At 63.3% G+C, this 14,824-nt stretch carries 11 protein-coding genes; 5 read left to right on the top strand and 6 right to left on the bottom strand.

The window, feature by feature from the left end; all coding sequences use genetic code 11:
• The 5 genes from P7A97_RS13715 to fhuF all read left to right on the top strand — a co-directional run.
• Positions 1–3,356: non-ribosomal peptide synthetase (locus P7A97_RS13715; protein WP_277690514.1), on the top strand; the 3,356-nt coding region annotated here is incomplete at its 5' end.
• A gap of 102 nt (positions 3,357–3,458) precedes the next feature.
• On the top strand, positions 3,459–5,681 hold the full coding sequence (locus P7A97_RS13710) for a TonB-dependent siderophore receptor (RefSeq protein WP_277690513.1): 2,223 nt from the start codon (positions 3,459–3,461) through the stop codon (positions 5,679–5,681).
• Entirely contained in the window at positions 5,671–6,669 is a 999-nt protein-coding gene (locus P7A97_RS13705; protein ID WP_277690512.1) for a GNAT family N-acetyltransferase, read from the top strand. The genes P7A97_RS13710 and P7A97_RS13705 overlap by 11 nt, the downstream gene beginning before the upstream one ends.
• Positions 6,670–6,829: 160 nt before the next feature.
• Positions 6,830–8,125 (top strand): lysine N(6)-hydroxylase/L-ornithine N(5)-oxygenase family protein, encoded by a 1,296-nt coding sequence (locus P7A97_RS13700; RefSeq protein ID WP_277690511.1) that lies wholly within the window; start codon positions 6,830–6,832, stop codon positions 8,123–8,125.
• Between the two features lie 16 nt (positions 8,126–8,141).
• Positions 8,142–8,891 carry a siderophore-iron reductase FhuF gene (gene fhuF, locus P7A97_RS13695; protein ID WP_277690510.1) on the top strand — a complete coding sequence of 250 codons (750 nt, stop codon included), beginning with the start codon at positions 8,142–8,144 and terminating at the stop codon, positions 8,889–8,891.
• A 109-nt stretch (positions 8,892–9,000) separates the two neighbouring features.
• On the opposite strand, the gene fhuB is transcribed toward fhuF, so the two are convergent.
• The 6 genes from fhuB to P7A97_RS13665 form a co-directional block, all read right to left on the bottom strand.
• Positions 9,001–11,016 carry a Fe(3+)-hydroxamate ABC transporter permease FhuB gene (gene fhuB, locus P7A97_RS13690; RefSeq protein WP_277690509.1) on the bottom strand — a complete coding sequence of 672 codons (2,016 nt, stop codon included), beginning with the start codon at positions 11,014–11,016 and terminating at the stop codon, positions 9,001–9,003.
• Positions 11,013–11,870: an ABC transporter substrate-binding protein gene (locus tag P7A97_RS13685; protein WP_277690508.1), complete on the bottom strand. Its 858-nt coding sequence runs from the start codon at positions 11,868–11,870 to the stop codon at positions 11,013–11,015. Before P7A97_RS13685 ends, fhuB begins: the two co-directional genes overlap by 4 nt.
• Entirely contained in the window at positions 11,870–12,637 is a 768-nt protein-coding gene (locus P7A97_RS13680) for an ATP-binding cassette domain-containing protein (RefSeq protein ID WP_277690507.1), read from the bottom strand. Before P7A97_RS13680 ends, P7A97_RS13685 begins: the two co-directional genes overlap by 1 nt.
• Before the next feature lie 215 nt (positions 12,638–12,852).
• Positions 12,853–13,503, bottom strand: coding sequence for a paraquat-inducible protein A (locus tag P7A97_RS13675; protein WP_277690506.1), 651 nt, complete (start codon positions 13,501–13,503; stop codon positions 12,853–12,855).
• Complete coding sequence (locus tag P7A97_RS13670; RefSeq protein ID WP_277690505.1) at positions 13,490–14,146, bottom strand: paraquat-inducible protein A; 657 nt, start codon at positions 14,144–14,146, stop codon at positions 13,490–13,492. The genes P7A97_RS13675 and P7A97_RS13670 overlap by 14 nt, the downstream gene beginning before the upstream one ends.
• 54 nt (positions 14,147–14,200) lie before the next feature.
• Positions 14,201–14,824 (bottom strand): trimeric intracellular cation channel family protein, encoded by a 624-nt coding sequence (locus P7A97_RS13665; protein WP_277690504.1) that lies wholly within the window; start codon positions 14,822–14,824, stop codon positions 14,201–14,203.

Raw genomic sequence — 14,824 nt, 5'->3', positions numbered from 1 at the left:
CGGAGAAGACCTGCCAGGTGATCGCCGAGGAGGGCGTGACCATTTCCTGCCTGCCGCCGAGCTATGCCATGCAGTTGCTGGACTGGGTGGAGTCGGAAAAGGCCGCGGAGGCTGCTGCGCTAGGCCAGCCGTCGTTGAAAGCGGCTTCGGAATGCTCATTGACTGACGTGTCAACTGCGCTTCCTCAGCCGCTTTCGCCTAGCCTGGCCGTCGCTCGCGACGCCTCCACGACCTTTTCGAGAATGGCGGTACGCTCCTGGACGCTGGGTGGCGAAGCCTTTACCCGCGAGACCTACGAACGCCTGCAGAAAGTGCTGCAGCCCCAGCGCATCATCAATGGCTACGGCCCGACCGAAACGGTGGTGACTCCGCTGATCTGGGAAGCCTTCCCCGGCGATTCCTTCGAAGCTGCCTACGCGCCCATCGGCAATCCGGTCGGCCCGCGCAGCCTGTATGTGCTGGATGCCGAGCTCAACCTGCTGCCCATCGGCGTGGCTGGGGAGCTGTATATCGGTGGCGAAGTGGGCCTGGCTCGCGGTTACTTCCAGCGTCCCGAGCTGACCGCCGAACGCTTCCTGCCTGATCCGTTCGGCGCCACTGGTGAGCGCATGTACCGCACCGGCGACCTGGTGCGCTGGCGTGCGGATGGCACCCTGGACTACCTCGGTCGGGTCGACCATCAGGTGAAGATCCGTGGCTTCCGTATCGAACTGGGCGAGATCGAGAGCCAGTTGCTGGCGCTCGACGGCGTGCAGGAAGCGGCGGCGATCGCCCGCGAGACGCCGACCGGCAAGCAGTTGGTGGGCTATGTGGTCGCTCGCGATAATCTCGACACCAATGCTTTGCGTAGCGAACTGGCCAGGGTGCTGCCGGACTATATGGTCCCCGCGCAGATCATTACCCTGGACAAGCTGCCGCTGACCCCGGCCGGCAAGCTGGACCGTGCCGCGCTGCCGGAACCGACCTGGCAGAGCCAGGACTACGAGGCCCCGCAAACCGACAATGAGCGCATCCTCGCCGCCATCTGGGCGGACGTACTGGGTGTGGAGCGGGTAGGGCGCCAGGACCACTTTTTCGAGCTGGGCGGCGATTCCATCGTCGCGCTGCAGGTAGTCAGCCGTGCACGCCAGCAGGGGCTGCAGCTGGCGCCGCGCGAGCTGTTCCAGTTCCCCCGCCTGGCCGAGCTGGCCCAGGCCGCCCGCGCTGCCGGTGAGGAAATCGCGCAGGAGCCGGTCACCGGCGAACTGCCGCTGGCGCCGATCCAGGCGCATTTCTTCGCCATGAATCAGGCGGAGCCGGCGCACTGGAACCAGGCGCTGAATCTGGAGCTGCTGCGTCCGCTTGATCCGATCCTGCTGGAGCAGGCGCTGCAGGCACTGGTGGCGCATCACGATGGATTGCGCCTGCGTTTCAGCCAGGAGAAGGGCATCTGGCGCCAGCACTACGCCGACGTGAATATCGACCAGCCGCTACTGTGGCTGCGTGAGGCGAGCAGCGCTGCCGAGGCCGAAGCGTTCTGTCAGCTGGCCCAGCAGAGCCTCGACCTGGCCACCGGCCCCGTGCTGCGCGCGCTTTATCTGAAGCAGGCCGGCCAGGCCGATCGCCTGCTGCTGGCCATCCATCACCTGGTGGTGGACGGGGTTTCCTGGCGCATCCTGCTGGAAGACATCCTCGCGGCGTATCGCCAGCTGGAAGCGGGCCAGCTCGTGCGTTTGCAGAGCAAGAGCCAGTCCTACAAACGTTGGACCGAGGCCCTGCAAAACTGGGCTTGCAGCGAAGCTGCGCAGATCGAGCTGGATGCCTGGTGCAGCCGCCTGAGCGGCCCGGCGCTGGCCCTGCCACGCGAACTCGACGGCATCAGCGCTACCCATGGTGACAAGCGCGAAGTGCGCCTGGCCCTGGATGCTGCCGAGACCAAGCGCCTGCTGCAGGCTCCGGCGCAGCTGGGCGTGCGTATCGACGCGTTGTTGCTCAGCGCGCTGACGCGCGCCCTGTGCCGCTGGAGCGGCCAGCCGGGTCTGCGGGTCAACCTCGAAGGCCACGGGCGCGAGGCGCTGGCCGGCGAGCTGGATCTGTCGCGTACGATCGGCTGGTTCACCAGCCTGTATCCGCTGCAGCTGCCGCACCTGGACGATCCGCAGTTGCAACTGCAGCGTGTGCAGCAGCATCTGGAGCAGATAAAGCATGGCGGGCAGGGCTATGGCGTGCTGCGTTGGTTGGGCGATGCGCAAGCGCAGGCTTCTCTTGCCGAGCTGCCGAGCGCCGAAGTGATCTTCAATTACCTCGGCCAGTATCAGGCCGGTGCGGCGGCCGACTGGTTCCGTCCGGCCACCGGCGGTGGTGTGGCCGTGGCGGCGGATAATCCGCTGGCGGCGCGTCTGTCGGTCAATGGCCAGGTGTATGACGGCCAACTGCAACTGTCCTGGGAATACGCGGCCAGCCAGTATCTTGGTGAGACCATCGAATCCCTGGCTGCGGACTATCGCCGAGAGCTGCTTGGCCTGTTGGAGCTGGCGCGAGGTCAGGCCGTGCAGGGCCCGTCGCCCTTGCTGCGCCTGACCCGTCAGCAGGCAGACAAAGCCCCGCTGTTCTGCCCGCACCCGGTCACCGGCCGGGTCACCGGCTACCAGCCGCTGGCGGCACGCCTGGACGGTGCGCGAGATGTTTTCGGTCTGCAGTGCCGCAGCTTCCTCGATCCGGCCTGGCGCGATGCCTCGCTGAGCGAGATGGCCGACGCCTACCTGGCCGCGCTGCTCAAGCAGCAGCCACAGGGGCCGTACCGCCTGGTCGGCTGGTCGCTGGGCGCGAGCCTGGCCCTGGAACTAGCGGCACGCCTGGAGGCACGCGGACATGAGGTGGCCTTTCTCGGCCTGCTCGACTGCTATGTGCCGGGCACCGAGATCGCTGGCGACGACGCCCGCCACCCGCAGGCGCGGGCCAAGCTGGTCGAGCATCTGCAGCTGTTGGCGCCGGAGTTGCCGGCCAGGGCCTGGGACGGTCTGTTCGAGTGGCTGTTGCCGCTGGAACCGCTGGACTGGCCGCAAGCCGCCAGCGCCTGGTTCGCGGGGCAGGGGCTGGACCCGATGACCCGCCAGAGCCTGGAGGAACTGCTGTTCGCCTGGGCCGTGGAGCAGCATATGCGTCGCCTCTGTGCGGGCTATTCGTTGCCGAGGGTCAAGGTGCGCCCGCATTGCTGGTGGGCGGCGCAGCCGGCCGGGCGCGCGGCGCTGCTGGAAAGCGGCCTGGAGCAGGTGCAGGGCAGGGCGGCTTTCCACCGGCTGGTGGACACCGATCACCAGGGCATCGTCCGTCATCCGCACGTAGTCGCAGAGCTGGCGACGCTGCTGAGCCAATAAGAAATGCCTGGAGCAGTAAATTTTTTCAGAAGCGATACGTCTAGTAGAAGCAGCGCATACAAATGCGAATCCTTCTAATTTGATTTATTCGGGGAGTGGTTGATGGAACAGCAGTCGAAATACCAGCCAAAAGTACCTTTCGCCAAGGCTCGCCTACCGCTGGCCATGGCCTGTGCGCTGGGTGCGTTCAGCATGGGCCTGCATGCCGAGGAACAGGTGCTGGAACTCGGCGCTACCAACATCAGCGGCGAACTGGACAGCCCGGTCGGCGAAGACGAAGGTTACGTGGCCAAGAACAGCCGCAGCGCCAGCAAGATCAACACGCCCCTGAATGAAACTCCGCGCTCCGTCTCGGTCGTCACCGAGAAACAGATGAAGGATCGCAACGTCCAGACGGTCAGCCAGGCCCTGCAGTACTCGGCTGGTGTGCAGGCTGGGTTCTACGGCGAAGACAACAAACAGGACTGGTTCATCATCCGTGGCTTCAAACAGGCCAACTACGGCCTGTTCATGGATGGCGCCCGGGTGTTCTCCAGTGGCTTCTACAGCTGGCAGATCGACCCCTACATGCTTGAGCGCGTTGAAGTGCTCAAGGGCGCCGCTTCCGTGCTGTACGGCCAGACCCCGCCGGGCGGCCTGATCAATATGCAGAGCAAGCGCCCGACTGCCGATGCGCAGAACGAAATCGGCGTGCAGTACGGCAGCTTTGACCGCAAACAGATCAATCTGGACGTTGGCGGCAAGTTGGATGAAGAAGGCAACGTGCTGTATCGCATGGTGGCGCTGAGCCGCGATACCGGTACCCAGGTCGACGACGTCGATGCCGCGCGTATCTTGCTGGCCCCGTCCATGACCTTCAACTTTGACGAAGACACTTCGCTGACCCTGCTGGCCAGCATGCAGAAAGACAACTCCGATCCGCAGCTGCAGTTCCTGCCATCCAGCGGCACCATCGCCCCCAACCCCAATGGCGATATCGATACCGACACCGCCGTGGGCGACCCAGGTTACGAGAAGTTCGACCGCACCCAATACACCCTGGGTTATGAGTTCAACCATCGCCTGAACGACACCTGGGACTTCCAGCAGAACCTGCGCTATGGCCACATGGACGTAGAGCTGCGTCAGCTTTACAGCCTGGGCTTTGTGAACGACTACGTGCCGGCCCTCGACCCGAACAAGCGTCTGGTGGTGCGCGGCCTGAGTTATGAAGACGGTCAAGCCAAGAGTTTCTCGACCGACAACCGACTGCTGGGCACCTGGTTCGGTAACAACTGGGAAAACAACCTGCTGGTCGGCTTCGACTACCAGTTGCTGAAGATCGATGCCAAGAGCCCGGCCAGCGATCCCAACTCGCTCACCGGCGTGATTCCGGTGCTGGATATCTACAACCCGAAATATTCGAACCTGACTTTCCTCGGCCAGCCCACAACCTACGGTGCTCCGGTCGGCAACTTCGCGCTGCAACAGAAGGACACCCGTGCCGACCAGTTCGGCTACTACGTGCAGAACCAACTGAAGCTGGATAACTGGGTGTTCGTGCTCGGTGGTCGTTACGACGAGGCGGATACCAACTTCGACAACCGCACCACCGGAGTGGGTTACGACATCGATGACAAGGAGTTCACCTGGAGCGGCGGCGTGGCCTATGTCATGGACAACGGCCTGACCCCCTATGCCAGCTACTCGCAGTTCTTCCTGCCGGTTACCAGCCTGAATACCAGCACTGGCAAGCCACTGGAGCCGGAAGAGGGCGATCAGTACGAGCTGGGTCTGAAATACCAGCCGCACGGGTTGGATGCCACCTTCACTGCGGCCATCTTCGAGCTGACCCAGGAGAACGTGCGCAAGACCCTGCCAGGTGGCATCCAGACCCAACTGGGCGAAGTGCGCAGCCGTGGCCTCGAGCTCGAAGCCCAGGCCAATGTCACCGAAAGCCTCAGCCTGGTGGCCAGTTACACCAAGCTCGACCCGGAAACCACCAAGACCACCCGTGAGGCGGAGCAGGACAAGACTCCGGCCAACGTCGCCGATGAGCTGGCCTCGGTCTGGGCCAACTACCAGTTCCATGGTGGCCTGCTCGATGGTCTCGGCCTGGGCCTCGGCGTTCGCCACACCAGCTCCAGCTATGGCGACAACACCGAAACCCTGGAAGTCCCGTCCTACACACTGGTCGACGCGATGATCAGCTACCAGCTGCAGGATGTGCGTCTACAACTCAACGCCAACAACCTGAGCGACAAGGAGTACATCACTGCTTGCGACTACTACTGCTGGTACGGCAACCGTCGCAACGTCATCGCCAGTGTCAGCTATGACTTCTAAGCCGCTCGCAAGCCTGCCGCTGCCCACTGGGCAGCGCCTGGTCGGCCGTGACGATGGCGCAAGCCTGGCCCTGCACCTGGACGAGCGCGCGTTGCTGCGTGCTCGCCGCCAGGGCGAGGTGCTGGTTCCATTAGAGCTTGCCCAAGGGCACCAGGCCGAGGCCCTGTGGGCGCTGGCCTACTGGTGCTTCGCCAATGACCCCCAGTTGCAGGCCGTGCGCATGCAACTGGATGTGGTCGATCCGGCCCTGCTGGCCAGTGGTCTGCTGGTCGGCGAGGGTGCCGATCTGCGTATCGAGCGTGCGCTGTTCTGGCAATTGCCGGGGCCATTCCTGCGCCAGGCCGGCAGTGCCGGCTATCCCCAGCTGATGGTCATGCACGACAGTGGCCGTCGCCATCCGCGCCGGGCGCCCAAGCCTGCGGGTGAGGTCTACCGCCGTTTCGATGCCCGATTGGGTGCCTGGATTTCCCTGCGCAGCCTGGATATCGACACGGATCTCGAACGTTTCAACCGCTGGCAGAACAGCGCCCGGGTGGCGGCGTTCTGGCAGGAAGAGGGCGACCTGGCCAAGCACCGCCGCTACCTGGAAGAGCTGGCCGCCGACCCGCGTGTGCTGCCCCTGATCGGCTGCTTCGACGACGAGCCGTTTGCCTATTACGAGGCTTACTGGGCCAAGGAAGACCGCATCGCGCCGTTCTATGACGTGGGCGATTACGACCGCGGCATCCATATGCTGGTCGGCGAGGAACGTCATCGCGGCCCGCACAAGGTGGCCAGCTGGCTCACTGCGCTGACCCACTACCTGTTCCTCGACGATCCGCGCACCCAGCGCATGGTCGCCGAGCCGCGTGCCGACAATGCGCGGATGATCGGTCATATGCAGGCGCAGGGTTATCACAAACTCAAGGAGTTCGACTTCCCGCACAAGCGCGCCGCCCTGATGGTGCAGTCGCGCGAGGTGTTCTTCGACCGCTGTAGCCTGGCCTGAGTCGGGTTCTGGCAGCAGTCATCGCCGCTGTTTGTGGCGAAACACAACAACAGAGCCGCGCCCGAGCGTGGCCGTGAACTGATGAGGTTGGGCGAGGCGAGTGCCTCCAGGGGCTGACTTGGCCTTTACACGAACCATCCGCCGAGGATCGGGGCCTGACATGAGCATAGAAACACTGGAATACGACGTAATCGGCCTGGGCTTCGGCCCGGCCAACCTGGCCATCGCGGTCGCTCTGGAAGAGGATCGCCGCGTGCGTGAGCACGGCCTGCGCTACTGCTTCCTGGAAAAGAAACCGGCCTTCGAATGGCACGGCGGCATGCTGCTGGACGACAGCCGCATGCAGATTTCCTTCCTCAAGGACCTGGCCACGCTGCGCAACCCGGCCAGCCGCTTCACCTTCATCAACTACCTGCATCAGAAACAGCGCCTGGAAGCCTTCATCAACATCAGCACCTTCACGCCCTCGCGCATGGAGTACAACGATTACCTCGGCTGGGCGGCGGCGCATTTCAACGACCGCGTGCACTATGGCGAGGAAGTCATCGGCGTCGAGCCGATGCTGGAGGGCGGCGAGATCAGCCGCGTGAAGGTCATTTCGCGGCTGGCCGATGGTCGTACCCGTGCGCGCATCACCCGCAACCTGGTGGTCAGCATCGGTGGCGAGCCGTTAATACCGGAGGTTTTCCGTTCGCTCAAAGGCGATAGTCGGGTCATGCATTCCTCGACCTATCTGGAGCGCATCCAGGCCTGCCATGAGCCGCGCCGCCTGGCCGTGATCGGCTCGGGGCAGAGCGCTGCGGAAATTTTCAGCGACTTGTGCGACCGCTATCCCCATGCCGAAGTGTCCATGGTGATGCGCAGCCAGGCCTTGCGACCGGCCGACGACAGCCCCTTCGTCAACGAGATCTTCGATCCGGCCTACACCGACGTGGTCTACGGACAGGCCCCGGCAGCGCGCAAGGCGCTTATCCAGGCCAATGCCCAGACCAATTATTCGGTGGTCAACCTGGATCTGATCGAAAGCATCTACCAGCGCCTGTATCTGCAGAAAGTCAGTGGCCATGCGCCGCATAGCCTGCTGCCGTCGCGGCATATCGAAGCAGTAGAGGCGGGCGAGCAGGGTATCCGCCTGGCGTTGCAAGGGCCGGAGGGCCACGAAGACCACCTATTCGACGCCGTGGTGCTGGCCACGGGCTACCGCCGGGATGGCTACAAGCGTCTCCTGGACAGTCTGCAGAAGCACCTGCGCGAAGGTGTCGAGCGCGACTATCGCCTGTGCAGCCAGCCGCATCTCAGCGCGGGTATCTACCTGCAGGGCTGCTGTGAGGCCAGTCACGGCCTGAGCGATACGCTATTGTCGGTGCTGGCGATACGTTCCCAGGAAGTGGTCGACGCTTTGCTGGATAATCGCCGTCATCGTCAAACGACAGGAGTCGCCAGCGCATGCGCTTGATCCAGGCAGGGAATCGATGATTCCAGCCATTGCCCCGCTGTTCCAGGGGGGCTTTGCCCACTACCGCGATGTGCTGACCCTCGCGGATGACCCACGCCCGGCACTACCCGGGCGTGAGTTCGTCAGCGCCGAGCGTCTTGAAGAGCAGATGCTGCGCTTTGCTCCCGAGCATGCCGAGGGCGACCGCCGGGCGCTGATGTCGTTGTGGTCGAAGTATTACTTCCTGCGTTTGATCCCGCCGGTGCTGGCCGCCGGGTTGATCCTCAACTGGCGTTTGCCGCTGAATTTCGACGAGATCCAGGTCGTGGTGGGGGCTGATGGCCTGCCCGAGGCCTTTAAGTTGCCGCATGCCGGGGAGCGTTGGGCGACACCGCCGACCAATGGCTTCGAGCGCTTCGAGGGGTTGCTGGACGACAATCTGCAGCCCTTTATCGAGGCGCTGCGCGCCCATCGCAAGATCGCTGCACGGGTACTGTGGAGCAATGCCGGCAACTACTTCGAATGGTTCATGAGTACTCTCGGCGGCTTGCCGTTCCCTAAGCCGATGCTGGCCCAGGGTTTCGAGGTTCTGGAAAGTAGGTTGCGCCCGGACGGTGCGCGCAATCCTCTGTTCGAACCGGTGCACTACGTGCCACAGGGCGAGGGCTGTGCGCCGTGGCGCCAGCGCAAGCTGTGCTGCATCCGCAACGAGCTGGGCATGGCGATGTGCGACAACTGCCCGTTGCTGGAAGAACCACCGGCGGAAGGTGTGGCTGTACTGGATTGAGCGGGTACGCGAGCTGAAACGTAGCCCGGATGCAATTCGGGAACCGAGTCGCCTGCATCCCGGATTGCATCCGGGCTACAGGTATCGGGCGCGATAGCGCCCAGTGCCCTCAGCGCCGATACAGGCACAGCATGAAGTAGGCGCCGCCCAGCAGGGAGGCCAGCAGCCCTGCCGGCAGTTGGGCCGGGAACAGCAGGTTACGCCCCAGCCAGTCCGCGGCCACCATCACCAGTGCACCGAGCAACGCCGCGCCGAGCAGCTGCGGCAAGGCTCGGGCCAGGCCCAGCAAGCGCGCCAGGTGCGGTGCCAGCAGGCCGATGAAGCTGAGAGGGCCGACAATCAGCGTGGCTCCGGCAGTCAAGAGGGCGGCCAGCAGCAACAGGACGAAGCGGCTACGCCCCAGCGGCACGCCAAGCGCGCGTGGTGTGCCGTTCCCCAGTGGCAGCAACTCCAGCCAGCGGGTAAGGGGCAGGGCGGCGAGCAGCAACAGCAGGCTGCAGCCCAGTACCCACAATGCCATCTGTGGGCCTACAAAGTAGGTTGAGCCGGACATCCAGCCCAGCAGGTTTTGCCCACGCGGGTCGCCACCGGCCAGCAGGATCACCTGCAGGGCATCGAACAGCGCGGTGATGCTGATGCCGATGAGCAGTACACGCTCGGGCGCGAAACCGGAGCGCCGCGACAGCCCCAGTAGCAACAGCAGGGTCAGGCTGGCACCCAGGCCGCCCAGCGCCAGCTGCGCCAAGGGGCCGGAGTAGGGCAGTAGGAAGAGCAGGGCGATCAGTCCCAGGGCGGCGCCGGCGCTGATGCCGAGGACTTCGGGGCTGGCCATCGGGTTACCGGTCAGGCGCTGGATCAGACATCCCGCCAGGGCCAGCATGCAGCCAGCGCTGGCGGCAGCCATGACTCTCGGCCAGCGCCACTCCAGCAGGCTGCTGTCGATCAGGTGCCATTGCCAGCCGCTCGTGCCCTGGCCCAGGCCAAGCGCAAGCAGGACGGCGCCAACCAGCAACAGGCCCAGTGGCAGCAGGCGGCGTAGTGGGGCTGGGTGGCGCGTGAACGCATGACTATCACCTGCTTGCGGCTGACCGCCAGCCAGGCGCAAGCGCGGCAGCAGCCAGAGCAGCAGCGGCGCGCCGAGCAGGGCAGTGGCTGCGCCCGTGGGCACCAATTCTGCGAGTGAACCGGCCAGGCGTTGAATCGCCAGATCAGTGACGCAAAGCAGCAGGCCGCCCAGCAATGGTGCCCAGAGCAGGCGTTGGCTCAGCGTGCGCGCACCGAGCAGCCGCACCAGCGCAGGCGCAGCCAGGCCGATGAAACCGATCACCCCCACCACGCTGACCGTGCAGGCCGTCAGGTATACCGCCAGCAGAAGGGTAGTGAAACGCAGGAAGCGCAGCGGTACACCCAGACTCTTCACGCCGCTGTCGTCGAGTTCCAGCAGGGCCAGTGGGCGCAGCAACGGCAGCATCAGCAATAGGCCAAGGGCCAGACGCGGCAACAGCAGCTGGATGCCGCTCCAGCTGTTCTGGCTAAGCGAGCCAGAGCCCCAGATGAATACCGCATTGAGGTCCTGCTGCTGGACCAGCATCAGGGCGATGTTCAGTGCGCTGAGATAGAGGGTCACCACCAGGCCGGCGAGGATCAGTGTCAGCGGTGCCAGACCGCGCCGCCAGGCCAGGGCGAACACCAGCAGCGTGGCCAGGCCGCCGCCAGCCAGGGCCACCCATTCACGGCCGAGCTCCAGTGCCCAGGGCGCCCACAGGGTAGCGATGAGCAGGCCGAGCTGGGCGCCGCTGGCCACACCGAGTGTGGTTGGCGAGGCCAGCGGGTTGCGCAGGACCTGCTGCATCAAAACGCCGGACAACGCCAGCACAGCCCCGCAAAGCAGGGCCATACACAGGCGCGGCAGCCAGCTGAAATGCACGATCAACTGGCTCATGTCAGCCATGTTGGGAGTCAGGGCGGCGGACAGCCATTGGGCGGCAGGCAGGCGCGCACTCAGGTCGATGCCGATCAAGACCACGACCAGCCCCAGTAGCACGGTGCAGAGCCAGGCCGGATGACTGGAGAAACCGTGCCTGCGGCGCACACTCAATGGGCCTTGGGCTAACAGGTCGGTCATCGGGCGTCCTCCGCAGCAAAGCGTGCTTCCAGCAAGTTGGCGAAGCGCTCGGCAGCCATCAAGCCGTTGAAACTCCACACCGGCGGCAAGGCATACAGGCGTTGCGCGCGCACTGCCGGCAGGTGTTTCCACAGTTCGCTACGCGCCAGGCCGTCCGCAGTGCCAGGTGGAAGGGGTTCCAGGTAGAGCAGGGCGGCAGTCGGTTCACCGGCCAGGCTGTCGATACCCTGCTGGGTGAATCCCCAGTAGTTGGTCGGCCCATTCCAGGCATTGCGCAGACCAACGCGATCGAGAACGCCCTGGTAGATGCTCTGCTTGCCGAACAGGCGCACGTGGCGCTGATCAAGGAAGGTCATCACATAGAACGGTGGCAGATCGCGCGAGCTTAGCCGCTGCCTGACCCGCGCCATGGTGGCATCGATACGGGCGATCATTGCCTCGCCCTCAGCCTGGCGGTCGAGCAGTTCGGCCAGCTCGCGGGTAACGCGCTGGGCACCGACGTAGGCCTCGGCCTCCTCGGTGTAGATGGCCAGGCTGTGCACCGGCGCAATACGTTCCAGCTGGGCGCGGCTGGCGGCAAACTGAGGGGTGATCAGGATCATGTCCGGCTTGAGCTGGCTGAGCAGCTCCAGATTGGGCTCGATGCGCAGGCCCAGGTCGATCACTTCGGCGGGCAGCTTGGGCGCCTGCACCCAGCGCCGGTAGCCCTCGGTTTGAGCCACGGCCAAGGGTGTCACACCCAGGCCCAGCAGGGTTTCGGTCAGGCCCCAGTCGATCACCGCTATGCGTGGCGTGCGGCTGTCGGCCTGAGCCAGGCTTGCCAGCAGGGCGAAGATGCATAGAAGCCAGCGCATCAAACCACCACGGCAATGGGCTGCTGGCCCTGAGGATGGCTGAGTACCTGCATGGGTAGACCGTAGATGGCTTGCAGGTTGGCCTCTGTCATCAGCTCGGCGGGGCTGCCGTCGAGCAACAGGCGGCCGCTGTGCAGGGCGATCAGGCGGTCACAGTAACGCGCCGCCATATTGATGTCGTGCAGCACGACGATCACGCTCAACCCCAATTGCTGGCTGAACCGGTGCACCAGACCCAGCACATCGACCTGATGGGCGATATCCAGTGCGGACGTGGGTTCGTCGAGCAACAGATAGCGGCTGTTCTGCGCCAGCAGCATGGCCAGCCAGACGCGCTGGCGCTCGCCACCGGAGAGGCTGTCGACCATGCGCTCGGCAAAACGCTCGGTATCGGTCAGTTCCAGGGCCTCGCGCACTTTGGCGTGATCTTCGGCAGAGAAACGGCCAAGCAGGCCGTGCCAGGGATAGCGGCCAAAGCTCACTAGCTCGCGTACGCTGAGGCTGTCAGCGGTGGGCAACTGTTGCGGCAGATAGGCCACCTGACGGGCGAAGTCGCGATCGTTCCAATCGCCCAGTGCTTTGTTATCGAGCAGCACTCGTCCGGCACTGGCGTGCTGCTGGCGAGCGAGCATCTTCAACAGTGTGGATTTGCCGGAGCCATTGTGGCCAATCAGACCAACCATCTGGCCTTGTGGAATATCGAGGCTGAGCGGGTGCAAAAGCGTTCGCTGTGGCAGAGCGAAGCTGACTCCATCGAGTCGGAACATGAGCAATCCTTTGGCCGAGCTGACAACTGCGCGAAGGCGGGGACTTTAGCCAAAATGATAACTAGCTGCAAACACGACTGATTAGAATCCTCGTAAGTAGAAAGCCCAACAGTGAAATCGCCATGCTGCGAAGCACCAGAGCATGTACTCCTTCACGAGCGCCTAGATTCGCATAATGTATATTATGTTAAATTATGAATCATAGACGCCCAGTATCAGCGTCCAACTGCTTCCCCCGTATTCCCTTCATCGGCGCTCTGCTCCTCAAAGGTGTTGTCCCAGATCAGCCGCGGATCGAAGGTCACTGCGGCCAGCATGGTTAGGATCACTACACTGGCGAAGGCTGCCGCGCCTGGGCCGGCCGAGATGGTCGCCAGGTTGCCGAAATTGATCAGCGAAACCAGTATCGCAATCACGAAGATGTCGAGCATCGACCAGCGTCCAATCCATTCGATGAAGCGGTACATCAAAATGCGCTGCTTCGCAGACATAGGCTGATGCCGCTGCACCGAGTACAGCAGAATGGCGATGCCAACCAGTTTGAATGTCGGCACTAGGATACTGGCGATAAATACCACCATGGCCACGGGCAGCATCTCGGCGTGGATCAGTTCCAGCACACCGCCCATGATGGTCGATGGCATACCTCTGCCGAGCGAACTGATGGTCATGATGGGCAGGAGATTCGCAGGTATGTACAGAATCGCCGCCGTGATCAGCAGCGCCCAAGTGCGCACGATGCTGTTGGGGCGACGGGCATGAAGCCTGGAGCCGCAGCGGCTGCAGTGCTGAACTTCTCCTTCGCGCAGGTATTCGAGCTTGTGGCACTCGTCGCACACGATGATGCCGGCATCAAGTGCGCGCATGGTTGCCCTCTCCATCCAATTCTTCCCATACCTGGTGCGGGGACATGCTCACTTCCAGCCAGACCTGCGTCAGCATCAGTGCGATGAAACAGGCCAGACCTACGCCCAGGTGCAGCTCCGCCATGTCGATCAACTTCACGACGGAGACGATGATGCCGAATAGATAGACCTCCAGCATTCCCCACTCGCGCATGTGGTGATAGATGCGATAGCAACCAATCGCCGGTGGCTGCCAGCTGGGTCGCCTGAGGCTCAGCAAGACAAATAGCTGACACAGCAGTTTGAGCAGTGGCACCAGCATGCTGCAGAGAAAAACCACCACCGCAACACCTTGCATGCCTGAGTGATAGAGCCCCACTACCCCGCTCCACACCGTATCTGCCGCGTTCTGACCAAGGATGTTGAGCTTGATAATCGGCAGAAAGTTAGCCGGGATGAACAGAATCAGCGCTGTCAGTACCAAGGCCAGGCAGCGACGTCGCATGTGCGCACGATGCACCACCAGCTCGTAGCCGCAGCGCGGACAGTTGGCTCGTTGCTCCTGCCCAAGATGTGGGTGATGAATCAGCAGGTCGCACTCATGGCAGGCAATCAGCTGATCCAGCGGCGGCAATGTCTGCGCCGACACGTTTTGATCCATCATCGACCTCGCTGCTTGGCTGACGCAGTCAACCATAGATTCTCTGCCGATCCGCGCTCAGTCACGGTCGAGCAGGTGAAAGCGTGGCAAGGACAAATGCCAGCGAATCGCTGCGAGACGCGTCAGTAGCACGACGAGCATCGCAACTCCGGTATCCAGCCAGTGTGGCGTTTGCAACTCCCGTAAGCCAATGAACACCAGCGAACCCAGCAGACAAGCCGTGGCGTAGATTTCCTTCTGGAAAATCAGCGGGATTTCGTTGCAAATCACATCGCGCATCACGCCGCCCGCTACGCCGGTCATCACGCCCATGATCAACGCGGTGCTGTAGGGTACGTTGTGTTGCAAGGCGACTTCCGTGCCGATAACCGTGAATACCGCCAGACCAAAGGCATCGGCAATCAGCAACCCGCGCTCATGAATTGGCTGGGTCAGGCGAACCCAGAGCACGGTACCTACGGCGGCTGCGGAAGCCACAAGAATGTAAGTATCGTTACGAATCCAGCTGACCGGATGGTTATCCAGAATCAGGTCGCGCAGAGTGCCGCCACCGAGTGCTGTGATAATGGCGATGACCAGTACACCAAACAGATCCATGGACTTGCGACCGGCCATGAGAGCGCCGGTGATGGCAAAAACGGCAACGCCGAACAGATCCGAAAGGTAAAAGAGCTGCTGCAT

It is taken from the genome of Pseudomonas sp. GOM6 (assembly GCF_029537485.1).
GTDB lineage: Bacteria > Pseudomonadota > Gammaproteobacteria > Pseudomonadales > Pseudomonadaceae > Aquipseudomonas.
Note: the sequence above shows the minus strand (reverse complement) of the source record. Positions and strands in the feature narration are given on the sequence as shown.